This is a genomic window from Streptomyces poriticola, from assembly GCF_036689765.1.
Classification (GTDB): Bacteria; Actinomycetota; Actinomycetes; order Streptomycetales; family Streptomycetaceae; genus Streptomyces; species Streptomyces poriticola.
The window spans coordinates 407,183-432,637 of sequence record NZ_JBAGKH010000001.1 but is presented as its reverse complement, the minus strand read 5'-3'; the positions used below and the strand labels follow the sequence as shown (position 1 = coordinate 432,637).

General features: G+C 72.0%; 16 protein-coding genes, 1 other RNA gene and 3 pseudogenes. 13 read left to right on the top strand and 7 right to left on the bottom strand.

Translation table 11 applies throughout. The annotated features are described in order from the left end of the window. Positions 1-169: 169 nt before the first annotated feature. From V5O46_RS01870 to V5O46_RS01860, 3 genes are all read left to right on the top strand, one after another. A complete protein-coding gene (locus V5O46_RS01870) occupies positions 170-1,030 on the top strand; it encodes a MaoC/PaaZ C-terminal domain-containing protein (protein ID WP_332882572.1) in 861 nt (286 codons plus the stop codon). Between the two features lie 84 nt (positions 1,031-1,114). Next, complete coding sequence (locus tag V5O46_RS01865; protein WP_332882571.1) at positions 1,115-2,191, top strand: Zn-dependent alcohol dehydrogenase; 1,077 nt, start codon at positions 1,115-1,117, stop codon at positions 2,189-2,191. Between the two features lie 274 nt (positions 2,192-2,465). Next, entirely contained in the window at positions 2,466-3,509 is a 1,044-nt protein-coding gene (locus tag V5O46_RS01860) for a 3-oxoacyl-ACP reductase (RefSeq protein ID WP_332882570.1), read from the top strand. A gap of 36 nt (positions 3,510-3,545) precedes the next feature. Here V5O46_RS01860 and V5O46_RS01855 read toward each other — a convergent pair whose 3' ends face one another. Further along, positions 3,546-3,713 (bottom strand): hypothetical protein, encoded by a 168-nt coding sequence (locus V5O46_RS01855; RefSeq protein ID WP_332882569.1) that lies wholly within the window; start codon positions 3,711-3,713, stop codon positions 3,546-3,548. A 97-nt stretch (positions 3,714-3,810) separates the two neighbouring features. Further along, positions 3,811-5,034, bottom strand: coding sequence for a hypothetical protein (locus tag V5O46_RS01850; RefSeq protein ID WP_332882568.1), 1,224 nt, complete (start codon positions 5,032-5,034; stop codon positions 3,811-3,813). A gap of 247 nt (positions 5,035-5,281) precedes the next feature. On the opposite strand from V5O46_RS01850, the gene V5O46_RS01845 reads away from it, so the two are divergent. From V5O46_RS01845 to V5O46_RS01835, 3 genes are read left to right on the top strand one after another with little or no spacing between them, the layout of a single operon-like run. Next, positions 5,282-6,184, top strand: coding sequence for a Nif3-like dinuclear metal center hexameric protein (locus V5O46_RS01845; RefSeq protein WP_332882567.1), 903 nt, complete (start codon positions 5,282-5,284; stop codon positions 6,182-6,184). Then, positions 6,181-6,924: a zinc ribbon domain-containing protein gene (locus tag V5O46_RS01840; protein WP_332882748.1), complete on the top strand. Its 744-nt coding sequence runs from the start codon at positions 6,181-6,183 to the stop codon at positions 6,922-6,924. Before V5O46_RS01845 ends, V5O46_RS01840 begins: the two co-directional genes overlap by 4 nt. 12 nt (positions 6,925-6,936) lie before the next feature. Next, positions 6,937-8,307, top strand: coding sequence for a bifunctional RNase H/acid phosphatase (locus tag V5O46_RS01835; RefSeq protein ID WP_332882566.1), 1,371 nt, complete (start codon positions 6,937-6,939; stop codon positions 8,305-8,307). Here V5O46_RS01835 and eda read toward each other — a convergent pair. The 4 genes and pseudogenes from eda to V5O46_RS01815 all read right to left on the bottom strand — a co-directional run bounded on the left by eda (position 8,282) and on the right by V5O46_RS01815 (position 11,314). Next, positions 8,282-8,953, bottom strand: a complete 672-nt coding sequence (gene eda / locus V5O46_RS01830) for a bifunctional 4-hydroxy-2-oxoglutarate aldolase/2-dehydro-3-deoxy-phosphogluconate aldolase (protein WP_332882565.1) — start codon at positions 8,951-8,953, stop codon at positions 8,282-8,284. The two genes, V5O46_RS01835 and eda, sit on opposite strands and share 26 nt — an antisense overlap. A gap of 114 nt (positions 8,954-9,067) precedes the next feature. After that, positions 9,068-9,850: a peroxide stress protein YaaA gene (yaaA, locus tag V5O46_RS01825; protein ID WP_332882564.1), complete on the bottom strand. Its 783-nt coding sequence runs from the start codon at positions 9,848-9,850 to the stop codon at positions 9,068-9,070. An 89-nt stretch (positions 9,851-9,939) separates the two neighbouring features. Continuing rightward, positions 9,940-10,538, bottom strand: a pseudogene (locus tag V5O46_RS01820) (hypothetical protein). Continuing rightward, positions 10,538-11,314 carry a MerR family transcriptional regulator gene (locus V5O46_RS01815; RefSeq protein WP_332882563.1) on the bottom strand — a complete coding sequence of 259 codons (777 nt, stop codon included), beginning with the start codon at positions 11,312-11,314 and terminating at the stop codon, positions 10,538-10,540. Before V5O46_RS01815 ends, V5O46_RS01820 begins: the two are co-directional and overlap by 1 nt. A gap of 166 nt (positions 11,315-11,480) precedes the next feature. On the opposite strand from V5O46_RS01815, the pseudogene V5O46_RS01810 reads away from it, so the two are divergent. The 7 genes and pseudogenes from V5O46_RS01810 to pglX all read left to right on the top strand — a co-directional run bounded on the left by V5O46_RS01810 (position 11,481) and on the right by pglX (position 24,883). Next, a pseudogene (locus V5O46_RS01810) lies at positions 11,481-12,067 on the top strand (Uma2 family endonuclease). Between the two features lie 42 nt (positions 12,068-12,109). Beyond that, positions 12,110-12,943: an AraC family transcriptional regulator gene (locus V5O46_RS01805; RefSeq protein ID WP_332882747.1), complete on the top strand. Its 834-nt coding sequence runs from the start codon at positions 12,110-12,112 to the stop codon at positions 12,941-12,943. A gap of 19 nt (positions 12,944-12,962) precedes the next feature. Further along, positions 12,963-13,742, top strand: a pseudogene (locus tag V5O46_RS31795) (DMT family transporter); the annotation flags it as partial. A 118-nt stretch (positions 13,743-13,860) separates the two neighbouring features. Beyond that, positions 13,861-14,265: RNase P RNA component class A (gene rnpB / locus V5O46_RS01800), an RNA gene on the top strand. A gap of 263 nt (positions 14,266-14,528) precedes the next feature. Beyond that, positions 14,529-16,415, top strand: a complete 1,887-nt coding sequence (locus tag V5O46_RS01795; RefSeq protein WP_332882562.1) for a DUF2075 domain-containing protein — start codon at positions 14,529-14,531, stop codon at positions 16,413-16,415. A gap of 165 nt (positions 16,416-16,580) precedes the next feature. Beyond that, a complete protein-coding gene (gene pglW / locus V5O46_RS01790; protein ID WP_332882561.1) occupies positions 16,581-21,278 on the top strand; it encodes a BREX system serine/threonine kinase PglW in 4,698 nt (1,565 codons plus the stop codon). Next, entirely contained in the window at positions 21,275-24,883 is a 3,609-nt protein-coding gene (gene pglX / locus V5O46_RS01785) for a BREX-2 system adenine-specific DNA-methyltransferase PglX (RefSeq protein ID WP_332882560.1), read from the top strand. The genes pglW and pglX overlap by 4 nt, the downstream gene beginning before the upstream one ends. On the opposite strand, the gene V5O46_RS01780 is transcribed toward pglX, so the two are convergent. Next, the gene (locus tag V5O46_RS01780) at positions 24,810-25,334 is read right to left on the bottom strand and encodes an ATP-binding protein (RefSeq protein WP_332882559.1); all 525 of its coding nucleotides are present in this window, start codon (positions 25,332-25,334) and stop codon (positions 24,810-24,812) included. The two genes, pglX and V5O46_RS01780, sit on opposite strands and share 74 nt — an antisense overlap. Positions 25,335-25,455 lie beyond the last annotated feature (121 nt).

Here is a 25,455-nt window from a genome sequence, read left to right as displayed (position 1 = left end):
AGCCGCCGAACTGACGTACTGTCAGAAGGGTTCCCATCTGTGCAGTGCTGGGTTATACAGAGGGCGCCGGACTGGAACGCGTTCTAGGACGGTCCCCAGGGTGGCCCCGGTGCGGCCGACGGTGCGGACGGTCGTATCGGGGTTCCGGTCGGACACCAACAGGAGACCCATGCCCATCGACGCAGCCGCGGCGCTCGCCGCGGAACCCCGCTCCCGCGAGATCTCCTGGGATCCCAGGGACGTCCAGCTCTACCACCTCGGCATCGGCGCCGGCGTCCCCGCCACCGACCCCCACGAGCTGCGCTACACCCTGGAGTCCCGGCTGCACGTGCTGCCGAGCTTCGCCACCGTCGCCGGCGGCGGCTCGCCCGGGGTGATCAGCGGGCTGTCCATGCCCGGCGTGGAGGTGGACCTGGCCCGCGTCCTGCACGGCGGACAGCGGCTGCGGACACACCGGCCCGTCCCGGTACGGGGCACCGCCACCGCCACCTCGCGCATCGCCGCCGTCCACGACAAGGGGACCGCCGCCGTCCTCGTCCTGCGCACCGACGTCGCGGACGCCGACGGACCGCTGTGGTCCAACGACGCTCAGATCTTCCTGCGCGGAGAAGGCGGATGGGGCGGCGAGCGCGGGCCGTCCGGGCGGCTCCCGGCCCCGGCCGGGGAGCCGGACAAGGTCGTCGAGCGGCGGCTCCGCGAGGACCAGGCCCTGCTGTACCGGCTGTCCGGCGACCTCAACCCGCTGCACGCCGACCCGGACTTCGCCGTGCGTGCCGGCTTCGACCGGCCCGTCCTGCACGGCCTGTGCACCTACGGCGTCGCCCTCAAAGCCGTCGTCGACACACTGCTCGACGGCGACGTGACCCGGGTGTACGACTACCGCACGCGCTTCGCCGGGGTCGTGTATCCGGGCGAGACGCTGCGGATCCGCCTGTGGCGGCAGAGCGACGACGCCGTACGGGTCGCCGTGAGCGCCGTCGAGCGCGGGGACGCGCCCGTCCTCGCCGACACCGTCGTCGAGCACGTCTGACGCTCCGGCGCCTCCGCAGTGTCCAGCACCGCCAGCACCGCCAGCACCTCCCACACCCGTCGGACCCCCGGAGGGAGCCGCGCCATGCGAGCAGCCGTACTGCACGAGACCGGTCAAGACAAGCTGGAGGTGCTCGACGACGTCGAGGCGGTGGGCTTCGGCCCCGGCAAGGTGCGGATCCGGGTGCGGGCCACCGGGCTGTGCCACTCGGACCTGTCCGCGATGAGCGGCGTGCTGCCGCAGCCCGCGCCGTTCGTGCCCGGGCACGAGGGGGCGGGCGAGGTCGTCGAGGTGGGGGAGGGCGTTACCCATGTCGCGGCCGGGGACCGGGTCGTGGTGTGCTGGCTGCCCGCCTGCGGCGCCTGTGCGGCCTGCCGGCGCGGACAGACCGAGCTGTGCCTGGCCGGGTTCCTGAACGCCGGCACGCCGAACTTCCGGCGGTCCGGCGGGGACCTGTTCGGCTTCGCGGGCACCGGCACCTTCACCGAGGAGGTCGTCGTCGACGCCGGATGCGCGGTGCCCGTCCCCGGCGACGTGCCCTTCGACATAGCCGCGCTGATCGGCTGCGGGGTGACCACCGGGCTCGGCGCCGCGCTCAACACGGCGCGGGTGGAGGCCGGTTCTTCGGTCGCCGTGCTCGGGTGCGGCGGCGTCGGGGTCTCGGTGATCCAGGGGGCGCGGGTGGCGGGCGCCGCCGAGATCGTCGCCGTGGACCCGGTTCCGGCCCGCCGCGAGGCCGCCTCCGGCTTCGGGGCCACCCGGGCCGTCGCCCCGGAGGAACTGGCCGACGCCAGGCAGGAGATCACCGGCGGCGAGGGCTTCGACCACGTCTTCGAGGTCGTCGGGCGGTCCGCCACGGCCCGTACCGCGTACGAGAACACCCGGCGCGGCGGCACCCTGGTGGTCGTCGGCGCGGGCGCCGCGGACGACTTCCTCCAGCTCAACATGTTCGAGCTGTTCTTCGACGAGAAGCGGATCCTGCCCTCCCTCTACGGCGGCGGCGACGTCCGGCGCTCCTACGAGCGGACCATCGCCCTGTGGCGGGCCGGCCGCATCGACCTGGACGGCATGATCACCCACCGGGTGCCGCTGGCCGGCGTCAACGAGGCCCTCGAGCAGATGCGCACCGGGGCCGCACTGCGCACCTGCATCGAGATCTGACCCGTGTCGGGTTCTGACCCGTGTCGGGGTCTGACCTGCACCGAGATCGGACCTGCATCGAGATCGGACCTGCATCGAGATCGGACCTGCATCGAGATCGGCCCCGCAACAAGATCGGACCCGCGAGAAGGTCCGACCCGTCACGCACCTGACCCGTCACGAGATCGGATCCGTCACGAGAGCAGACCCGTCCCGTCACGAGAGCAGACCCGACCTGTCACGAGAACCGACCCGTATCGACAACCACCCGTATCGAGCTGAACCGGAGGCGCGCATGGCACGGCCGCTGGAGGGCAGGTCCGCGATCGTCACCGGGGCCGGGCGGGGGCTCGGCCGCGCCGAGGCCCTGGAGCTGGCCCGGCTGGGTGCCGCCGTCGTCGTCAACGACCACGGGCAGCCGGGCCGGGACGGCACGGGCGAGGCCTCCTCCGGACCGGCCGAGAAGGTCGCCGCCGAGATCCGGGCCGCGGGCGGCACGGCGCTCGCCCACGCCGGGGACATCGCCGACTTCGCCGTGGCCCGGGACCTGGTCGAGCTGGCGGTCGGTGAGTTCGGCACGCTGGACGTCCTCGTCAACAACGCGGGCATCCTGCGGGACCGCATGGTCTTCGCCATGGCCGAGGAGGAGTGGGACGCGGTGATCCGGGTCCATCTCAAGGGCCACTTCAACACGGTCCGGTTCGCCGCCGCGCACTGGCGGGAGCGGGCCAAGCGGACCGGTGCGCCGGTGTACGGGCGGATCGTGAACACCTCCTCGGAGGCGTTCCTCGCCGGGTCGGCCGGGCAGCCCAACTACGCCGCCGCGAAGGGCGGCATCGTCGGCCTGACCACCTCCACCGCGCACGCCCTGGCCAAGTACGGTGTGACGGCCAACGCGATCTGCCCCCGGGCGCGGACCCGGATGACCGAGGACGTCTTCGCCGCCCCGGGCCCCGGAGACGACGGGCTCGACCCGCTCTCCGTCGGGCATGTCGCCCCGCTCGTCGGCTATCTGGCCTCGCCCCCGGCCAGGCGGATCAACGGGCAGCTGCTCGTCGTGCACGGCGGCATGGTGGCCGTGGTGGCACGACCCCGGGTGGCCGCCCGGTTCGACAGCACGGGCGAGACGTTCACGTACGAGGAGCTGGACGCGCGGCTCACCCCGTACTACGCGGACCGGCCGCCGGCGGAGACGTTCGCGGCGGTGGAGGTGCTGGGGCTGGGTCGGCGCGCGGCGGGCGACGGCGGTGGCGATGGTGGCGGTGGTGGCGGTGGTGGCGGTGGTGACGTCGGCGGGAACAGCGGGAGGGAAGGCGAAGACCCCGCCCGTCGGAAGTGACGGACGGGGCCGCGTGCCCTGCTCGGTGACGTGCCGTCAGGCGGCCGTCTCGGTCTCCTCGACCGGCTTGCGGTGGCGGCCCCGCGGGGCCGCCTCGCCGTCCTGCGTGGAGACCGGACCGCGGTGCCGGCCGTGGCCGGCGGCGATCTCCTGAACGTCGGCACCTTCGCCCTGCATCGGCTGGTTCGTGCTGGCGTCGCTCATCGGAAGGAATTCACCCCGTCAACATGATCTTTCCTACAGCCGGGCGAGTGTAACCGGCCCACTCCGGTCCGAATCCAGGCGGCCACGCCAACCGCCACTACTTCGTTACACGCCGTGCGAGCGGCGCCTGTTGCAGCGGCACCGGGCGGGCCGCGGCGGACGCCTGGGGGTCCGGCTCCGCTTCCGCACGGCCCCCCTGGTCCGCCGCGGTCCGCCGCGCTTCCGGCCCGGTCGCGGCGGCCTCGGCATCCCCGGCAGCCGTGCTCGCCGCGGTCTCCGGGCCGGTGTCGTCCGCGTCCGGGAGTGTCAGCCGGGCCAGTCCGCAGGGCAGTTCCACCGTGGCGTACGGCAGCCGCAGCACCCCGTCCGCCGTCCAGGTGCCGCCGCCGGCCAGCCAGCCATCCGGCGCCGGCAGATGGTGCACCTGCCGCTCGGCCGGCCGCCACACCCCGACCCAGCTGCCGAACGGCCCGTCCAGCCGCAGTGCCACCGCGCACCGCTCCGGCGTCAGCACCTGCCCCGGCTGGATCGCGAACGGTGTCACCGTGCACTCCGGCAGCCGCAGGCACTCCGGGAAGCGCACCGGCAGCGTGCTGCCCAGCACGCCCCAGCCGAGCCGCGGCTCCGCCCCGGGCGCCGGCGCGTCCGAGCGGAGCAGCAGCAGCCCGCTCTCCGGGTCGGCGAGCAGCACCCGGTCGTCGCTGTCAGCGGCGATCTGCAGCAGCGGCGACACCTCGCCGCCCCGCTCCAGATCGACCACGACGGCCTTGGTGCGCCCGCCGGTCTCCCGGTCCAGCGCCAGCATCCGCGCCGTGCGGTCCAGCCACACCCCGCCCGAGCAGCGCCCCGGCACCTCGGCGAGCAGTTCGGGCCCGAAGGCGCCGCCGGCCACCAGCCACACGGCGGTCGAACGCCGTCCGACGGCCAGGGCGTACGCCCGCTCGCCGCCCGGTGCCGGCGGCAGCAGCCGCAGCCGGGTGGTGTCCGGCGGGCACTCCACCGAGCCCAGCGGCAGCTCGCCGGTGTCCGGCCCGGTCGGGTACAGCAGGGTGAAGAGATGCCGGCCGGCCGCCCGGCGGTGGATGAGGACCCGCCCGTCGCCCATCGGCATCAGCCCGGTGCCGGGCTCCTCCGGCTGGTTGCCGGGCAGCGGCACCGCGTAGGGCTCGGGACCGTCCAGCGTCCAGCGCTCCGGGTACCAGGAGTCGCCGCTGCGGGCCAGCCGGGCGGCGTAGGCGCCGTCGGCGGTGATGGTGCAGGCCGCCTGCGGGCCCCCGTCGTTCCCGGGGTCCGCCGAAGGCTCGATGGCACAGGCTGTCATCGTTCGGTCACCTCCGGCGACGAAGCTAGTTTTCGCACGCGCGGGCGGGGCACGGGCGGCTGTCGGCTTCACACATACGGGTGGCAGCGGAACGATTCAGCTGAGGAAGCGGAGGCGGGTGTGCAGTTCGGGCCGGGAAAGGCGAGAAGGAGCCGTTCCGGGCCGGGAAGAGGCGGGAAGAGGCGGGAAGAGACGGAGGAGGCGGTGGCGGTACAACGGCGCAGACCAGCCAGGTAGCCTTGCCTGCGTGCCCCGTCTGTCAGAAGTCATCGCCGCGCTGGAGAACCTGTGGCCCGCCGAGCGGGCCGAGTCCTGGGACGCGGTCGGCACCGTCGTGGGCGATCCCGACCAGGAGGTCACCCGGATCCTGTTCGCCGTCGACCCGGTGCAGGAGATCGCCGATGAGGCGGTGAGGCTCGGCGCCGATCTGCTCGTCACCCACCACCCGCTCTACCTCCGCGGGACCACCACGGTCGCGGCCTCCACCTTCAAGGGCCGGGTGGTGCACACCCTGATCAAGAACGACGTCGCGCTGCACGTCGCCCACACCAACGCCGACACCGCCGACCCCGGCGTCTCCGACGCCCTCGCCGGCGCGCTCGACCTGCGCGTCACCGGCCCGCTGGTCCCCGATCCGAGCGACCCCGAGGGCCGCCGCGGCCTCGGCCGGATCTGCGTCCTGGACCACCCGCTGAGCGTCCGCGAGCTCGCCGACCGTGCCGCCGAGCGGCTGCCCGCCACCGCGCAGGGCATCCGCGTCGCCGGCGACCCGGATGCCGTCGTCCGCACGGTCGCCGTCAGCGGCGGCTCCGGCGACAGCCTCTTCGACCAGGTGCGAGCGGCCGGCGTGGACGCCTTCCTCACCGCGGACCTGCGCCACCACCCGGCCTCCGAGGCCCGCGAGAACACCCCCCTCGCGCTGCTCGACGCGGCGCACTGGGCAACCGAATGGCCCTGGTGCGAGCTGGCCGCGAGCCAGCTCGACGAGATCTCCGACCGGCACGGATGGGACCTGCGCGTCCATGTCTCGAAGACGGTCACCGACCCCTGGACCGCCCACGCGGCGTCCTCCCACCCGTCGCCGGCCACCGCCCTCCCGACGAGCGCCCAGCGCGCCCCCTCCGAATCGACCGCAGGAGCCCCCAACTGAACGCCGCGCCCGCCGACCAGATCCGACTCCTCGACGTCCAGGCCCTCGACGTCCGCCTGCAGCAGCTCGCGCACAAGCGGAGGTCCCTGCCCGAGCACGCCGAGCTGGAGTCGCTGACCAAGGACCACGCGCAGCTGCGCGACCTGCTCGTGGCCGCGCAGACCGAGGAGAGCGACTGCGCCCGCGAGCAGACCAAGGCCGAGCAGGACGTGGACCAGGTGCGCCGGCGCGCCGCCCGCGACCAGCAGCGCCTGGACTCCGGCGCCGTCACCTCCCCGAAGGACCTGGAGAACCTGCAGCACGAGATCACCTCCCTCGCCAAGCGCCAGGGCGACCTGGAGGACATCGTCCTGGAGGTGATGGAGCGCCGCGAGTCCGCCCAGGAGCGGGTCGCCGAGCTGACCGACCGGGTCGCCTCCGTGCAGGCGAAGATCGACGACGCCACCGCGCGCCGGGACGCCGCCTTCGAGGAGATCGACGGCGAGGCCGCCTCGGTGACCAAGGAGCGCGAGGTCGTGGCCGGTTCGGTCCCCGCGGACCTGCTGAAGCTCTACGACAAGCTGCGGGAGCAGCAGGGCGGCATCGGCGCGGCCAAGCTGTACCAGCGGTCCTGCCAGGGCTGCCGCCAGGAGCTGGCGATCACCGAGCTGAACGAGATCCGCTCGGCGGCGCCGGACGCGGTGGTGCGGTGCGAGAACTGCCGCCGCATCCTGGTGCGCACGGCCGACTCGGGCCTGTAGGAGGCCGGTTCGGTGCGCGCGTCGGGACCGGTGCCGGGACAGGAGCCGGCCGGGGAGCCGGGACAGAGCTTCGTCGTCGAGGCCGACGGCGGGTCGCGGGGCAACCCGGGCCCGGCGGGCTACGGCGCGGTGGTGCGGGAGAAGGCCACGGGCCAGACCCTCGCCGAGACCGCCGAGTACATCGGCGTCGCGACGAACAACGTCGCCGAGTACCGGGGCCTGCTGGCCGGTCTCCGTGCCGCGCACCGGCTGGACCCGGCGGCGACCGTGCAGGTCCGGATGGACTCCAAGCTGGTCGTCGAGCAGATGTCCGGCCGCTGGAAGATCAAGCACCCCGACCTCAAGCCGCTGGCGGCCGAGGCGGCGCGGGTCTTCCCGGCGGGCCGGGTGACGTACGAGTGGATCCCGCGCGAGCGCAACAAGCACGCCGACCGCCTGGCCAACGAGGCGATGGACGCGGGGGCGCGCGGCGAGCAGTGGTCGGCGTCCGTGTCGACGGCGGAGCTGGACACCGCGCCCCCCTCCGGCACGGGGCCGGCAGGGCCGACGGGCACCGGCGGCGACTTCGGGGCGGAGGCCGGCGCGCGCGCCGCCGAGGCCGGCGTCTCTGCCGCCGACACCGGAGCACGAGCGGCCGACGCGGACGTACTTGCGGCTGATGCCCGCGTACGAGCGGCCGACGCGGATGTGCGTGCCTCCGACGCGGATGTGCGTGCCGCGAAGGCCGTTGCCTCGCCCGGCTGGGGCCGGCCGGACATGGGTGCGCCCGCCACCTTCGTACTGCTGCGGCACGGTGAGACCCCGCTGACCCCGCAGAAGCGGTTCTCCGGCAGCGGAGGGGGCGACCCGTCGCTCTCCGCCGTCGGCCGGGAGCAGGCCGAGCGGGTCGCCGCGGCGCTGGCCCGGCGCGGCACGATCCAGACGGTCGTGGCCTCACCGCTGGCCCGCACCCGCGAGACCGCCGGGATCGTCGCCGACCGCCTCGGCCTCGACGTGACCGTCGAGGAGGGGCTGCGCGAGACCGACTTCGGCGCCTGGGAGGGGCTCACCTTCGCCGAGGTCCGCGAGCGCCACCCGGACGACCTGACCGCCTGGCTGTCCTCCCCGGACGCCGCCCCCACCGGCGGCGGCGAGAGCTTCGCCGCGACCGGAGCCCGGGTCGCCGCCGCCCGCGACAGGCTGGTGGCCGCCTACGCGGGCCGCACGGTGCTGCTCGTCTCGCACGTCACGCCGATCAAGACGCTCGTACGCCTCGCCCTGGGCGCCCCGCCCGAGGCGCTGTTCCGCATGGAGCTGTCGGCGGCCTCGCTCTCGGCGATCGCCTACTACGCCGACGGCAACGCCAGCGTGCGGCTCTTCAACGACACGTCCCACCTGCGCTGAGCCCGGCCGCCGCGCGGGCCAGCGCCTCGACGCGCGGCCAGTCCCGGGCGGTCACCGCTTCCTCGGGGAGCATCCAGCTGCCGCCGACGCAGCCCACGTTGGGCAGCGCCAGGTACTCCGGGGCGGAGGCCGGGCCGATGCCGCCGGTCGGGCAGAAGCGGGCCTGCGGCAGCGGACCGGCGAGGGACCTCAGGTAGGCGGTGCCGCCCGCCGCCTCGGCGGGGAAGAACTTCATCTCCCGCACCCCGTGCTCCAGCAGCGCCACCACCTCCGACGTGGTCGACACCCCCGGCAGGAACGGCACCCCGGACGCCCGCATCGCCTCCAGCAGCGACTCCGTCCACCCCGGGCCGACCAGGAAACGCGCCCCCGCGGACACCGCCTCGGACACCTGACCGGGCCGGATCACGGTGCCTGCGCCGACGACCGCGTCCGGCACCTCGGCCGAGATCGCGCGGACCGCCTCGAGCGCCGCCGGGGTGCGCAGCGTCACCTCGATCGCGGGCAGCCCCCCGGCGACCAGCGCCCGCGCCAGCGGCACGGCGTCGGCGGCGTCGGCCGCCACCACGACGGGCACGACGGGCGCGAGATCCAGCACGGAGGCGTGCAGGACGGCATGCGGCAGGACGGGCTGCGGCGAGGTCATGGCCTCATCGTGCCCGCGGCATGCAGTATGCGCAAAGACCGTTGCGCTAGGCGCAATGAGAGGCCGAATGAATCCCAACGAATGCCGACGAATGCCGGCGAATCCTGATGGATCTCAGTGGACCTCCGTCACCAGCACATCCAGTGACCAGGCCTTCCCTGCCTTGGTGGGCGCCTCCGCCTCCACCTCGTACCCGAGGTCGCGCAGCGCCTCCACCAGCTGCGCCGGACCCTTCGGCGCGGTCCCCGACGCCAGCAGGCTCCGTACGATCCGCCCCTTGGTGGCCTTGTTGAAGTGGCTGACCACCTTCCGCGTCGGCGCGTGCAGCACCCGCACGGTCGCCGTCCGGGAGGCCACCTCGCCCTTCGGCCGCCAGGCCGCCGCGTAGGCCGCGGACCTGAGATCCAGTACGAGCCCGTCCCCGGCCGCCTCCGGCAGCACCTCGGCCATCGGCGCCCGCCAGTGCCCGGCCAGCGCGCCGAGACCCGGCAGCTTCACCCCCATCGAGCAGCGGTACGAGGGGATCCGGTCCGTCACCCGGACCGCGCCCCACAACCCTGAGAACACCAGCAGCGACCGCGCCGCCCGCCGCTTGCCGGCCGCGTCGAGGGAGGCCAGGTCCAGGGCGTCGTACAGCACACCGGTGTAGATCTCCCCGGCGGGCCGCGCCCCGGCCGCCCGCAGTCCGGCGTTCTTGGCGACCTCGCCGCGCAGCCCCTCGCTCAGCCCGAGCACCTCGCGCGCCTTCTCCTCGTCGGCGGCGCACAGCTCCACCAGCTCGTCGAGGACGGCCGCGCGGGCCGCGCCGAGCCCCGGCAGCGACAGCGACTCCGGCCTCAGCGGCGCGCCGCGGCCGGACGACGCCTTCCCCTCGGACGGCGGCAGCAGGACAAGCACACGTACTCCTCAGGATCCCCGGGCTCTTCGGTCTGGGCCCCCGACAGGGTACGGCGTGCCGCGACGCAGCACCGCGGGCCGCCCGCTTCCTACCCGCCCGCCGGCTGCGCTGACCGCGCCTCGGCGACTGCTCGTACGAGGGCGCCGGCGTCGTCGGCATGGCACCGCACGACCCGCACCTGGCGCCGCCGGCCGAAGAAGGTCACGTGGGTGACGGGCTCGGTGAGTTCGAGGGTGAGCGAGGTCTGCGAGCCCAGGGCCACGTTCAGCTCGCCGTCGGCGCGCTCATGCGTGGTGCGCAGCTCCCGCCGGACGGAGCCGATCCGGTCCAGCGGGATCCGCAGGTCAGGTGGACCGCCCGGCGGACGCGCAGTACGGCGCCGTCCGCATCCAGCACGTGCGGGCGCACCACACACGCCGCGTGCATCCCGACGACGATGACGATGGTGTACAGATCGAGCACGAGCACCGCGTGGTGCACGGCCGGCCAGTGGCGCAGCAGCACGGCCATCATCACCGTCTCGACCACACACACGAACCCGAACCCGAAGAGCATCGCGCCGTGCCCGCGCTGGTACCCGAAGGCACGCCCGCCGCCGCCCGTGCCGTGGGTCCGCCGGGCCGTCCACAGCGCAATGCTCGCCAGCAGCCGCAGCTCGTGCCGCACCAGGACGTATGCGATCCGCATCACCGCCGCCCCCGTCCCGCGATGCGCATCGCCTGCCGGATCGCCTCCGCCTGGGCCGGGGCGAAGTCGGCGTAGAACGCCCGCAGAAAGCTGTCGTGCGAGTCCGGGACGACCTCGTCCGCGGGCAGCAGTTCCACCGGCAGACAGTCCGCCAGCGCCCGGGCCGCCTCAGCGACGCGCGGATCGCCGGAATCGGCGTCGGCGAGGTCGTCGAGCAGTGCGTAGGCGCGGTGCGCCCGCGCCACCGCCTCCGGCGAGTCCAGCGCCCCGCGCAGCGCGCCCAGCAGCCGCTCCCGGTCCTGCGGCGCCGCCGTGGTCTCCAGCAGCGCGAGCATCTCCCGGTCCCGGGCGGCCATCGGGGACGCGGGGGCGCCGGCGGCGGAGCCGGATGCGTGCTCCAGATCGGCGAACAGCGCGCCCAGCTCCGGTGAGACGGGCCCCTCGTCGGGCAGCTCCCCGGCGTCCAGCAGCGTCCGCAGCCGCGCCCGGCGCTCCCGGATCGCGTCCTCCTGCCGGGCCAGATCCGCGTCCAGCTCCTCCAGCACCTCGGCGAGGTCCTTCCCCGCCTCGTCCGCCAGCACGTCCCGCACCTCGGCGAGGCCCAGCCCCAGCTCCGTCAGCCGTCTGATCCGGGCCAGCACGACGACGTGCCGCAGCGTGTACGACCGGTACCCGTTGGGCAGCCGCTCCGGTTCGGGCAGCAGCCCGAGGTGGTGGTAGTGCCGCACGGTCCGCGTGGTGACGCCGACGGCGTCGGCGAGTTCTCCGATCCGCATGACCTCAGTAGAGACGTTGACGCCGCGGCAGGGTCAAGCCGCGACCGGCCTGGTGACTGACGGGGGCGGGGACCGCGTGCCACGATCGAGGGAACGGTTCCCGATCTCTCGGACAGGTGATCAGCCGATGTCCCAGTCTGGCGAGCGGCCGAAGGAGGGGCGTGACATGACTGCCATGGCCCACGAGCCGCTCTCGCAGGAAGAGGTCCTGCTGGAGGGCTTCCTCGCCCTGAACACCCCGGAGGGTTTCCGGGCCGAGCTGATCGACGGGGAGATCGTTGTGACGCCGCCGCCGGACGGGGATCACGAGAAGTACATCAGCCGGATCGTGCGGCAAGTGATCAAGTGATCAAGCGATCGCGGATCGACATGGACTTCTCCGGGAACAAGGGGCTGCAGCTCATCAGGGGACACGTGTGCCCGAAGAACCACGTCATCCCTGACGTCACGTTCGGATCCCTCGAACTCGACCTCTTCGGGGGCACGGGGTCGTGGATGCCCTGCGAAGGCGTCGCCATGGTTCTGGAGGTGACGTCCACCAAGCCCAGGGCTGATCGCGAGGTCAAGCGCCGCTGCTACGCCGACGCGGGTATCCCTCTCCACCTCCTCGCCGACCGCGATGAGGGCTCGGTCACGCTGTTCAGCGCCCCAGAGGGAGGCGACTACCGCGAGCACTGCACCCGCCCCTCCGGCAAACCGCTCACCCTGCCCGAGCCCTTCGGATTCGACCTGGACACCGCGGACTTCCTCTGATCCCCTGTAGCAGGTCGGGGCGCAGGGGTGGGCGTGGTGGACGTGGTGGACGTACCGGAACAGACCAGCTGGACCAGAGCCCGCCTGGGCCCGGACGGACCGCCGCTCGATCTCCTCACCGCCCGCTTCGACCGCCACGTCTACGCCCCGCACGCGCACGACGACTACACCGTCGGCGTCACGGTGGGCGGTCTGGAGGTCATCGCCTACCGCGGCGGGCACATCCACTCCGGACCCGGCTCGATCGTCGTCCTGGAACCCGGCGAGATGCACACCGGCGGCCCGGCCGCCCCCGAGGGCTACGCCTACCAGGCCCTGTACGCCACCCCGGCGCTGCTCACCGACGGCACCCGCGCCGGCGCACTCCCGCACTTCCGCGATCCCGTCCTCCACGACCCGGAGCTGGCCCGTGCCCTGCGCGCCGCCCACACCGACCTGGCCCGCCGCCCCGACCCCCTGGAGGCCGAGTCCCGGCTGCCCTGGCTGCTGACGGCACTGGCCCGCCGCCACTCCACGGCCCGGGCCGCCGACGACCGGGTCCCCGGAGCCGCCCGCATCGCCGTCGCCGTCCGTGACCGCCTGGCGGACGAACTCCTCGCCCCGCCCTCCCTGGCCGCCCTCGCCACCGACCTGGGCCTGTCCCGCTACCAGCTCCTGCGCGCCTTCCGTACGACCATGGGGATCCCGCCCTACGCCTGGCTGGCCCAGCACCGGGTGACCCGGGCCCGCGCCCTGCTGGAGACCGGCCTGCGCCCCGCCCAGGCCGCCGCGCTCGTCGGCTTCGCCGACCAGGCGCACCTGACCCGCTGGTTCCGCCGGGTCGTGGGAGTGACCCCGGCGGCGTACCGCAACAGCGTTCAAGACGACCGGGGATGAGGCGCCGCAGACTCGCCGCATGACTGCACGCGGCTGGTTCCTTTTCTCCCTGATGGGAGTGGTCTGGGGCATCCCCTATCTGATGATCAAGGTGGCGGTGGACGAGGTGTCCCCGTCCGTGGTCGTGTTCACGCGGTGCGCACTCGGCGCCGCACTCCTGCTGCCGTTCGCGCTGCGCGGCGGCACCCTGCCCCGCATGGTGCGAGGGCACTGGAAGCCCCTCCTCGCCTTCGCCGTCATCGAGATCATCGGCCCGTGGTGGACCCTGACCGACGCCGAACGTCATCTGTCCAGCTCGACGGCCGGGCTGCTGATCGCGGGCGTGCCGATCGTGGGCGTCGCCCTGGCCCGCTTCTTCGGCGACACGGAGACGCTGGGCGCCCGCCGGATCTGCGGCCTCGCCCTGGGCCTGACCGGCGTGGCACTGCTGACCGTCCCGCACCTGACCGGCGGAAACGCCCGCTCGCTCGCCGAGGTCCTGGTGACGGTGCTGGGCTACGCGATCGCCCCGCTGATCGCCGCCCGCCATCTGAGGGACGTACCTTCCCTCCACCTCACCGCGACCTGCCTGACCCTGGCCGCCCTGGTCTACGCCCCCGCCGCGGCCCTGAACCGCCCGGACACCCTCCCCTCCACCGGCGCGCTGGCGGCCCTCGCCGGCCTGGGCGTGCTCTGCACGGCGGTCGCGTTCGTGGCCTTCCTGGAGCTGATCAAGGAGGCCGGTCCGACGCGGGCGACGGTGATCACGTACGTCAATCCGGCGGTCGCGGTCGCGGCCGGCGCGGTCCTGCTGGACGAGCCGCTGACACCGGCCGTGCTGGCCGCGTTCCTGCTCATCCTCACGGGTTCGGTCCTGGCGACGGCCGCCGCGGCACCGAGCCCGCGGCGACGCCCGGTACCATGGTCGGCACGGCAGACGAGCCGGGCGGACGGCCGCGTGGAGTCCCCTTGACGGGGCTTCCCGAGGAACGTCCGGGCTCCACAGGGCAGGGTGGTGGCTAACGGCCACCCGGGGTGACCCGCGGGACAGTGCCACAGAAAACAGACCGCCGGGGACCTCGGTCCTCGGTAAGGGTGAAACGGTGGTGTAAGAGACCACCAGTGCCCAGGGTGACCTGGGCAGCTCGGTAAACCCCACCCGGAGCAAGGTCAAGAAGGAAGCACCCCGGTGCTTCTGCGCGGACGATCGAGGGCGGCCCGCCCGAGTCCGCGGGTAGACCGCTGGAGGCCGGTGGCAACACCGGCCCTAGATGGATGGCCGTCACCGGCGGGCCCGCGAGGACCCGCCGGAACAGAACCCGGCGTACAGCCCGACTCGTCTGCCGCCCTCTGCTTCCGCAGGCCGGAGATCATGATGCCCGAGGATCCCGGCACGGATGTCCGGGTGCCGGTAGCGGAGTCCGGCAGCGGACTCCCGGCGCGGGGGCTGCCGTCGCCACCGTGACCGTCGGTACGACTGTCAGTACCGCCAGGTACCCTCAGACATCGTCAACGCGGCCCGACGGGCTTCCGTTCCACTCCGGTGGAGTCTCGAAGGACACGCCCCCACCCGCACGAGTCTCTTCGTGCTGCCTGGGGGAAGTCCTTGCTGTTCCGCGCGTCCGCGAAAACGGTCGCCGTCATGGCACTCGACGGTTCACTGTTCCTGCACCTCACTGACCAGTTCGTCCATATGCACGGCTATCGGCCCGGCGCCTCGGAGGTGCGTTCCTGGGAACGCAGCATCCCCGTCCTGGCCGCCACGCTCAACGACGCCGGCCTGGGCGACGTGGAGGTCATGCTGGAGTACGCGCTGCCGCTGAACAGCAAGCGCGCCGACGTCGTCCTCGCCGGAGTGCACCCGGTCACGGGTGAGCCGTCCTACGTCGTGGTGGAGCTGAAGCAGTGGAGCCAGGCCTTGCCCCACGAGGACGATCCCACGCTGTGCCATGTCGATGCCTACGCCCATCCGGTCCTCAACCCCGTCGAGCAGGTGCGCCGCTACTGCGAGTACCTCGTCAACTTCAACGGGGCGGTGGCCGAACACGGGGACCGGGTGGCCGGGGCGGCGTATCTGCACAACGCGACCGAGTTCGGCGTGACGGGGCTGCGGGAGATCGAACGCGACGACCACGGGCTGCTCTTCACCGCGGAACGCCGCGGCGCCTTCGTCGACCACCTTCGTTCGAGGCTGAGCGACAAGCACCCGGGGACCCGGGCGGCGGACGAACTCCTCGCGGGTGCCACGGTGCCGTCGAAGCAGCTGATGTCCGTGGCCGCCGAGGAGGTGCGCGAACGCACGCAGTTCGTGCTCCTGGACGAGCAACAGGTCGCGTACCGCATGGTGCTCAACGCGGTCGAGAAGGCGAAGCACGCCGATCGCAAGGAGGTCGTGATCGTCACGGGTGGCCCCGGCACCGGCAAGAGTGTGATCGCTCTCCAACTGCTCGGCGAGCTCTACCGGCGCGGGGTTCCGGCACTGCACGCCACCGGCTCGCAGTCGTTCACGAAGACGATGAGGAAGGTCGCCGGAGCCCGCAAGCGGGAAGTCCAGGACCTGTTCAAGTACTTCAACAGCTTCATGACGGCCGAGAAGAACAGCCTGGGTGCCCTGATCTGCGACGAGGCACACCGCATCCGGGAGACCTCGGCCAACCGGTACACGCGCGCCGAGAACCGTACCGGCAGGGCACAGATCGACGAACTCATCGACGTCGCCTACGTGCCCGTCTTCTTCCTCGACGAGCACCAGGTCGTCCGCCCCGGCGAGATGGGCACCGTGGCCGACATCAAGGCGGCAGCGGCGAAGCGTGGCATTCCCTGCGGCGTCGTCCCGCTGGACAGCCAGTTCCGCTGCGGTGGCAGTGACGCGTACCTGCGCTGGGTGGTACGCCTCCTCGGACTGGAGCCGGGCGGGCCGGTCGTATGGGAACCCGACGACCGCATGCAACTGCTGGTCGCCGACAGCCCGCAGGAGATGGAAGCCTTCCTCGAAGCCCGTCGGGGCCAGGGCTACGGCGCCCGTATGTCCGCGGGCTACTGCTGGCGCTGGTCCCCGGAACCCAAGCCGGGCGACCCGCTCCCGCCCGACGTCGTCATCGGCGACTGGGCGCGCCCCTGGAACCTGCGCGGTGACCGCTCCGTCTCCGGCGCGCCCCCGGCCGCCCTGTGGGCCACCGACCCGGCGGGCTTCGGACAGGTCGGCTGCGTCTACACCGCCCAGGGCTTCGAGTACGACTGGTCCGGCGTGATCATCGGCCCCGACCTGCTCTGGCGCGGCGACCGCTGGATCACGGACCGCACGGCGTCGAAGGACCCGGTCTTCAAGAAGTCCACCCCCGACACGGACGTGGACCGACTGATCCGCAACACGTACAAGGTGCTGCTCACACGGGGCATGGTGGGCACGGTCGTGTACTCGACGGACCCGGAGACGCGACGCAGGCTGCGGGAGCTCGCGGGTGGAACCGCGCGGGAAGCCGTGCCGGTCTGACGGGACGGCCGTGTGCGGTCGGACGTCGTCGAGGTCGTGTAGCGCGATTGCGCGCAGCCCCTTCGTCACCCCTTCGCATGTCAGATACAGGGACTAGGATCTGCACCCTGGGCCTGACCATGGGGAACGGCGGCCCTCGCGGGACACACGGAGCGGGGAACAGGCATGCGGGAAGGCCGGTGGGTCACGGTCACCGAGTCCGAGTTCGATCACGAACGCCGCGGCCTGGAGGCGATCCGGGAGAAGCTCCCGGACTCCGACCCCTGGCGTGCCTGGTCGAACTTCACCTTCACCGCGAACACCGGCCACGTGCGCGAGGTGGACCTGCTCGTCGTCACCCCCGGCGGCGTCTGCATGATCGAGCTGAAGGACTGGCACGGCTCGGTCACCTCCGAGAACGGCACCTGGGTGCAGACCACGCCCGGCGGCCGCCGCCGTACGCACGGCAACCCGCTGCACCTGGTCAACCGCAAGGCCAAGGAACTGGCCGGCCTGCTCGCGCTGCCCGGGGGCAGGCGGGTCTGGGTCGCCGAGGCCGTCTGCTTCACGGACGACGGCCTGCGGGTACGCCTGCCCGCCCACGACCAGAACGGCGTCTACACCGTCCAGCAGCTGGTCGAGATGCTGGGGCGGCCTCCGCGCGACGAGCGTCGCCGCATCACCGCGATCGGCTCACGCGAGATCGCGGCGGGCCTGAAGAACATCGGCATCCGCAAGAGCGACGCGCAGTACAAGGTCGGCCCGTACGAGCTGGAGCGCAAGTCCTTTGACTCCGGTCCCACCTGGGCCGACTACCTCGCCCGCCACAGCGACCTGCCCGAGGCCGCCCGCGTCCGCATCTACCTCAGCGAGCGCGGCTCCGACGCCTCCCTGCGCCAGTCCGTCGAGAACGCCGCCCGGCGCGAAGCCGCGGTGCTGGGCCGGTTCAAGCACCCGGGCGTGGTCGAGCTCAAGCAGTACTTCCCCTCCGGGCACGCCGCCGGCCCGGCGCTGATCTTCGACTACCACCCGGACACCCTGAAGCTGGACGAGTACCTGGTCCAGTACGGCGAGAAGCTGGACATCCTCGGCCGGATGGCACTGGTCCGCCAGCTCGCCGAGACCATGCGCTCCGCGCACTCCAGCCGGATCCACCACCGGGCCCTCGCCGCCCGCTCCGTGCACGTAGTCCCCCGGCCGCGCGGCAGGAAGGGGCGGGCCGTGGGGGAGGAGGCCGCCTGGCTCACCCCGCACCTGCAGATCTCCGACTGGCAGATCGCCACCCAGCGCAGCGGCGACTCCTCCCAGGGCCAGGGCATGACCCGCTTCGCGCCGACCGCCCTGTCCGCCATGCACCTGGCCGACGACGCCGACGCCTATCTCGCCCCCGAGCTCACCGCTCTCAACCCCGACCCGGTCCACCTCGACGTGTACGGGCTCGGCGTCCTCACCTACCTGCTGGTCACCGGCCAGGCCCCGGCCGCCGGCCAGGCCGAGCTGCTGGCCCGTCTGGAGGCGGGCGAGGGCCTGCGCCCCAGCTCCCTGGTGGACGGCCTGTCGGAGGACGTGGACGAGCTGGTGCAGGCCGCCACCGCCTACCGGCCGGGCCAGCGGCTGTCCGGAGTGGACGAGTTCCTGGAGCTGCTGGAGGTCGTCGAGGACTCCCTCACCGCCCCGGCTCCGGCCGCCGCCGCTACGGAGCCGGCGGACCGCGAGGACGGCGAAGCCGCCGCCGACAAGGACCCGCTGGAGGCCGTCGCCGGTGATGTGCTCGCCGGCCGGTGGGAGGTCCGCCGCCGCCTCGGCACCGGCTCCACCAGCCGGGCCTTCCTCGTCCGCGACCTCCAGGCCGAAGCCCGCAGGACCCGCCCGCTGGCCGTGCTGAAGGTCGCCCTCTCCGACAGCCGCAGCGAGATCCTGGTCCGCGAGGCCGAGGCCATGGGCCGGCTGCGCCCCCACTCCGGCATCATCCGCCTCGTCGAACCCGAGCCGCTGCACCTCGGCGGACGTACCGTCCTGGCACTGGAGTACGTCGGCGACGAGCGCGACGACACCGGCCAGGGCGCCGACGGCGGGGGACGTCCGCGCCGCCGTGAGGAGACCGTCGCCCGCCAGCTCCGGGAGAACGGCCGCCTCCAGGTCGACCAGCTGGAGGCATACGGCGACTACCTCTTCGGAGCCGTCGACTTCCTGGAGGGCGAAGGCGTCTGGCACCGCGACATCAAGCCCGACAACATCGCCGTCCGCATCCGCCCCAACCGCACCCGCGAACTCGTCCTCATCGACTTCTCCCTGGCCGGCTACCCGGCGAGGAGCACCAACGCGGGCACCGACGGCTACCTCGACCCCTTCGTCGACGTCATCACCCGCGGCTCGTACGACTCGCACGCCGAGCGGTACGCCGTCGCCGTCACTCTGCACCAGATGGCCTCCGGCGAGCTGCCCAAGTGGGGCGACGGCAGCGTCCTGCCCCGCATGACCGACCCGAAGGAGTGGCCGTACCCGACCATCGCGGCCGAGGCCTTCGACCCCGCCGTACGGGACGGTCTCGTCGCCTTCTTCCAGAAGGCCCTGCACCGCGACGCCGGCAAGCGGTTCCCCGAGCTGAAGCCGATGCGCGACGCCTGGCGCAAGGTTTTCCTCGACGCCTCGCAGACCGTCCCGTCCAGCCACCGTTCCCGCCACCCGGCCGCCGCGACAACCGCGGCCACCGGACAGGGGGCGCCCGCCGGAGGGATCGCGGACGCCGAGCCGGAGAGCGCCGAGCAGCAGCGCGACCGCCTCGCCGCCGAGGTCGCCCGTGACACCCCGCTCACCGTCTCCGGCCTCACACCCGCCGCCCAGTCCTTCCTCTACGGCCTCGGCATCACGACGGTCGGCGAACTGCTCGACTACAGCCGCCGCAAGCTCGTCAACGCCCCCGGCCTCGGCGCCAAGACCCGCAACGAGGTCCAGCAGCGGCAGCGCGAGTGGGGCGAGCGGCTGCGTGAGATCCCCGTATCGCCGCTGACCCAGAAGGGCCGTGCGGAGGCCAGGGAGGAGCTGGAGCAGCTCACCGCCGCCGAGTCGGCCCTCGTCGGCGGACTCACGGCGGCCGGGTCGGCGGGCGCGCTCTCGCCCCGCACGCTCCGCTCCGTCAGCCTCGACGCCCTCGCCACCGTCTTCGTGCCCGCCGTCAACAACAACGGTTCCAACCGCAACAAGGCGGAGATGGTGCGGCTGCTGCTGCGCCTGCCCGACGAGCACGGCGTGCTGCCGGACATCGGGGTCTGGCCGAAGCAGAAGGACGTCGCGGAGGGCCTCGGGCTGAGCCACGGCCGCATCCCGCAGATGCTCAAGGAGGAGCGCAAGCGCTGGAAGGCGGAGCCCGCCGTCCAGGCACTGCGCGAGGAGATCCTCGACCTGCTGGCGGGCATGGGCCGGGTCGCCTCGGCAGCGGAGATCGCGGATGCCCTGGCGGTCCGTCGCGGCACCCATCTCGCGGGGCGCGAGCAGCGGCGTGCGATGGCGCTGGCGGCCGTACGGGCCGTGGTCGAGGTCGAGCAACTGCTGCCGCAGGAAGCCGAGTTCCAGCACCAGCCGAACCGCAAGGCGACGGACGAATCCCTGGGCGCCGGCCTGCTCGCCCTCGACGTACGCGAGAACGACGGCCCCGACACCCCGACCGCGCCCGGCCTCCTGGAGTACGCGACCCGCCTCGGCAAGACCGCCGACCGGCTCGCCAGACTGGACACCCTGCCGACGGCGGCGACCGTGCTCGCCGAACTGAGCGCGCTGACGGTGCCGCCGGGCGCGGTGGACTGGGACGAGCGGCGCATGGTGGAGCTGGCGGCCGCGGCGTCCGTGAACGCCGCCGCCACTCCCCGCCTGGAGATCTACCCCCGCGACCTGTCCCTGGTCAGGGCGCTGCGCCTCACCCAGGCCGGACTCGTCCGCTGGATTCCGGGCATGCCGGAGGGCCAGCAGCCGGGCCTGACCGTGGAGGCCGTGCACGAGAGGGTCCGCGCCCGCTTCCCCGAGATGGTCGTTCCCGACGGGCGCGGCGGCACGTACCATGAACTCCCGACGAGCGGCCCGCTCACCAAGGCGCTGCGCGACGCGGGCTTCGAACTGTCCCTCAGCATGCACGAACGCGACGGCGTGCTGCGCTACCTGCCGACGCGGATCGACGACGCGTCCAGCTACCTCACGACGGGCGCGTGGCGGCAGTCGACGCGCACGGGTGCGGTGACGCGGTACGCCGACGACCCCCAGCTCGCGGGCGCGGTACGGGCGGAGGAGCGGCTGCTCGCGTCGGCCCGCCGGGACGGCTACCGGGTGCTGACCGTACGACAGCAGCTGGTCCGGGACGCGGTGCGGGAGCTGGGCGCCGGGCGGCTGGGCGCGGACGCGGTGTCGGTGACGGAGCTGTTCCTTGAGGCCCTTCACGCGCAGGTCACACCGGGCACCAAGCCCACCTGGGAGACCCTGCTCAAGGCGGACGCCGCCGAACCGGGCTCGAAGGGTGCGGTGCGGTTCGCGGAGTACGCGCGGACGGCGTGGGGCGCGGTGGAGCCCCGGATCGCGGAGCTTCTGGGCAACGGCGGCGATGGCGGCGGGGCCGGGCCTGTGCTGCTCACGGAGGCCGCGGTGTTCGCGCGGTACGACGCGATGGGCGTCCTGGACCGCCTGGCGTCGGCGGCCCGGCGGGGCGGCCGGGGCCTGTGGCTCCTGGTCCCTCAGGCCGACCCGTCGCGCGAGCCCCGTCTGGGGCAGGTGGCCGTGCCGTACCAGGCAGGCCTGGGGGAGTGGATTCAGCTTCCGGACACCTGGGTGGGCAACGCCCATCGGGGGTCCGGCGAAGGTGCGGCCAGTACCGGTGGTGTCGAGGGAGACGCGAAGTGATCGACCGCAAGGCTCTGTTGGACGACCTCAAGCAGCAGGTCAAAGCGGTCGAAGCCGACCTGGCGCGCCAGGTGAAGGCGCTGGGGGACGTCGGCGCGCGGCTCCGGTCCGAGTACGACCGCGCGCGCAAGCTCGGGCGTACGGCGGCGACGTGGAACTCATGGCTGGACGAGCGGATCACCCAGGTCGCGGTGGCGTGGGTGCTGGGCACTGTCTTTGTGCGGTTCTGCGAGGACAACCGCCTGATCCCGGAACCGTACCTGACCGGGCCGGACGGCGACCGCCGGGAGCTGGCGGAGTCCCGGTACGACGCGTACGTGGAGTCGGACGAGGACCCGACGTACCGGGGGTGGCTGGAGAAGGCGTTCGAGGAACTGGGCCAGGGCCAGGCGGGCCGGCTGCTCTTCGACCAGCGGCACAACCCGCTGTACCAGGTGCCGCTTTCGCACGACGGCGCGCGGGAGCTGGTCGAGTTCTGGCGGGGGAGGGACGAGGCGGGCTCCCTTGTCCACGACTTCACCGACCCGTTGAACGAGGACGGCACGGAGGGCTGGGACACGCGGTTCCTGGGCGACCTGTACCAGGACCTGAGCGAGGCGGCCCGGAAGACGTATGCGCTGCTCCAGACACCGGAGTTCGTGGAGGAGTTCATCCTCGACCGGACGATGAACCCCGCGGTGCGGGAGTTCGGCTACGAGGACCTGAAGATGATCGACCCCACGTGCGGGTCGGGGCACTTCGTGCTGGGGGCGTTCCGTCGGCTGGTGCGGCTGTGGGCGGAGGGCCAGCCGGGACGTGATGTGCACGAGCGGGTGCGGGCCGCGCTGGACTCGGTCCACGGGGTGGACATCAACCCGTTCGCGGTGGCTATTGCTCGGTTCCGGTTGCTGGTGGCGGCGATGGCGGCGAGTGGGGTGCGGACGCTGGGGGAGGCGGCGAAGTTCGAGTGGCCGGTTCATCTGGCGGTGGGCGACTCGCTGATCAAGGCTCGGCAGTTGGAGCTGACGCTGGGCGGCGATGAGGACGACTTGGATGATCCGCTGACTTCGTTTGCCTACGCCACGGAGGATGTGCACGAGCACTCGGGGATTCTCCAGCAGGGGCGTTATCATGTGGTGGTGGGGAACCCTCCTTACATCACAGTGAAGGACAAAAGGACGAACGCGCTCTACCGCGAACTTTATGATGCCTGTCATCGTGAATACGCGCTTTCCGTGCCCTTTGCGCAAAGGTTTTTCGAACTCGCCAGACGTGGTGACGCTCAGGGGTTCGGCTACGGCTGGGTGGGGCAGATCACGGCCAACTCCTTCATGAAGCGTGAGTTCGGAAAGAAGCTTGTCGAGAGCTATTTCCGGGAGAAGATCGAGCTCACAGAAGTGATCGATACTTCTGGTGCCTATATTCCCGGGCATGGTACACCGACTGTCATCCTCATCGGCAGGTGCAGGGGCGGCAGCGGGCGGGCGGCTGTGTTGCGTACGGTGCGGAGCATCCAGGGAGAGCCATCGATCCCCGATGACCCGAGCCAAGGCATGGTTTGGCAGGCGATTCGTCGGCAGGTGGACGCGGGGGATTCCGAGAGTGAGTGGGTCAGCGTCATCGACCTTCCGCGAGAGAGCATGTCGAAGCACCCGTGGAGCCTGTCGGGCGGCGCGGCGGTTGATGTGATGAACGCGCTACTGGAAGCACCAGGCCGGTTGTGGGACGTCGTCGATGAGATGGGGCTTTCGCTGGTCACCGGCGAGGATGCCGCATTCGAGATCCCACTTGCTCGCGCGTTCGTCAGTAAGAAGGTCCGAGTGGCCAGGGCGGCGGATGGTCCTGACATCCGTGACTGGAACCTGCAGAAAGCGGTGTACCTGGCGAACCCCTACTTGGAGGACTTCAGCCTTGCTTCCGACGTGGATAATTCCAACCTGAACAGGTTCATGTGGCCACTGAGGCGACTGCTTGAGTTGCGGAAAAAGTTCAGCATCACCCTGCTTGAACGGGGCATCCCCTGGATCGAGTGGCGCGAAGTTTACCCTTCTAAGTTGCGTGCTGACAGGGTGATCTCCTTTCCGCTCGTCGCGACTCATAATCACTTCTACTTCAACCGGGGGCGGGTCGCTTTCAAGCACTCCGCGACTGTGATCAGGTTGCGGGAGGGGGCGAGTGAGGAGGAGTACCCGCGGTTGCTTGGGCTGCTCAACAGCTCTACGGCTGGGTTCTGGTTGAAGATGGTGAGCCACAGTAAAGGAACTGAGGGACATCAGTCCGGTATCAAAACAGAGGCATGGGAGCAGTTCTACGAGTTCACTGGCACGAAGCTCCAGAAGTTCCCACTACCTGCCGAATACCCCACCGCCATCGCCACCACCCTCGATGCCCTGGCTCAACAACTCACCGCCACGAGCCCCGCAACCGTGGCTACCGAGTCCACACCCAACGCCAGCGTCATCCGCGAAGCCAAGGCCCGCTGGGAGTCCACCCGCTCCCGCATGATCGCCCTCCAGGAGGAGCTGGACTGGCAGGTCTACTCCCTCTACAGCCTCCACCCCGAAGACCTCCGCGTCTCCGAGGATGCCGACGACCCCAACATCCCCGAACTCGCCCTCGGTGAGCGCGCCTTCGAGATCGTGCTGGCGCGACGCGTTGCCGCAGGCGAGGCAAGCGACGAGTGGTTCAAGCGGCACGGCTCCACGCCCATCACGGAGATCCCCGCCCACTGGCCCGCCCTCTACCGCGAGGTCGTCCAGAAGCGCGTCGACGCCATCGAGTCGAGCCGGGCCATCGGCATGGTCGAGCGGCCCGAGTACAAGCGCCGCTGGGCCACCGAGGGGTGGGACGCCCTCCAGGAGAAGGCCCTACGCTCCTGGCTGCTCGACCGGATGGAGAACCGCGACCACTGGTTCGACGAGAACGGTCAGCCCACCATCCTCACCCTTGCTCGTCTCACCGACGCCCTTTCCCGTGACGAGGACTTCGTGTCCGTCGCCAAGCTCTACGCGCCCCGCAAGGAACTCGCCAAGGTCGTCGCCCAGCTGATCACCGACGAGCATGTGCCGTTCCTCTCCGCCCTGCGCTACAAGCCCTCCGGGCTGAAGAAACGCGCCGACTGGGAAGAGGTGTGGGACCTCCAGCGCAAGGAGGACGCCGCGCCCGATGAGCCTTCCAAGCGGAAGATCCGGGATTCCATCCCCGTGCCGCCGAAGTACACCTCGGCCGACTTCCTCCGCCCCTCCTACTGGAGGGCGCGTGGAAAGCTCGACGTGCCCAAGGAGCGGTTCATCTCGTACGGGCAGACCAACGCCGCCACCCCCGAGCTGTACGGGTGGGCCGGCTGGGACCACCGGGAGCAGGCGCAGGCCCTCGCCACGTACTTCACGAACACCGCGCTGTCCACCGAGGAGATCGCCCCGTTCCTCGCTGGCCTGCTGGAACTCCAGCCGTGGCTAGGCCAGTGGCACAACGAGTTCGACGTGCTCTACAGCGGTTCCCCGGCCGACTTCTTCGCGGGTTACCGCCAGCAGAAGCAGGGCGAGCACGGGCTCACGGACGACGACCTCCGCGGCTGGCGTCCTCCGGCCGCGACCCGAGGTCGTCGCGCAGCTGTGAAGCAGTAGCCAGAAGGAGATCGACGTCGGTCGAGTCAGGGGCCACTTGGTGTGTGGACGAGTGGCCCTGTTGCATTGCGCGCAGTTCCGCCCACACGGTCTTGCCCGGGGCCGCCAGGCGCGGGCTGACACCCCAGTCGTCCGCGAGAGCGGCAACGAGGTGGAGGCCGCGGCCTGACTCGGATGCGGAGTCGGGGGTCGGGGGAGTCGACGGGGGCTGTTTCTCGGCTCGGGTGTCCGTCACCTCGATGTGGAAGATGCCCTCGGCGAGGGTGAGTCGAACGCGGAAGTCCCGCCCGGGGACGTGGCCGTGCCGCACGGCGTTGGCGGTGAGTTCTGCCGTGATGAGGGTGAGCGTCTCATTCACCGGGGTCGTGTAGGGGTGCCCCCAGTCGTTCAGGCGGTGCGAGACGAGTCTGCGGGCGAGGCGCGCGCCGCGTGGCGTGGAGGTGAAGCGCATGGTGAACGCGTGGTCCGGCTCGGGGTGCTGCGACGTATGCCCGTTCGGGGGAGTTGCCGACTTCATGCGGTCAAAGGTCGCGGACTCTGCGTAGCGTTGAACAGGAGCGATGCGCTGACAA

What these genes read in the sequence shown, in the direction of transcription:
- V5O46_RS01815 (WP_332882563.1), bottom strand. Translation starts at nt 11,314, where the DNA reads ATGCGGATCGGAGAACTCGCCGACGCCGTCGGCGTCACCACGCGGACC.
- pglW (WP_332882561.1), top strand. Translation starts at nt 16,581, where the DNA reads ATGCGGGAAGGCCGGTGGGTCACGGTCACCGAGTCCGAGTTCGATCAC.
- V5O46_RS01865 (WP_332882571.1), top strand. Translation starts at nt 1,115, where the DNA reads ATGCGAGCAGCCGTACTGCACGAGACCGGTCAAGACAAGCTGGAGGTG.
- V5O46_RS01870 (WP_332882572.1), top strand. Translation starts at nt 170, where the DNA reads ATGCCCATCGACGCAGCCGCGGCGCTCGCCGCGGAACCCCGCTCCCGC.
- V5O46_RS01855 (WP_332882569.1), bottom strand. Translation starts at nt 3,713, where the DNA reads ATGAGCGACGCCAGCACGAACCAGCCGATGCAGGGCGAAGGTGCCGAC.
- eda (WP_332882565.1), bottom strand. Translation starts at nt 8,953, where the DNA reads ATGACCTCGCCGCAGCCCGTCCTGCCGCATGCCGTCCTGCACGCCTCC.
- V5O46_RS01860 (WP_332882570.1), top strand. Translation starts at nt 2,466, where the DNA reads ATGGCACGGCCGCTGGAGGGCAGGTCCGCGATCGTCACCGGGGCCGGG.
- V5O46_RS01780 (WP_332882559.1), bottom strand. Translation starts at nt 25,334, where the DNA reads ATGCGCTTCACCTCCACGCCACGCGGCGCGCGCCTCGCCCGCAGACTC.
- V5O46_RS01850 (WP_332882568.1), bottom strand. Translation starts at nt 5,034, where the DNA reads ATGACAGCCTGTGCCATCGAGCCTTCGGCGGACCCCGGGAACGACGGG.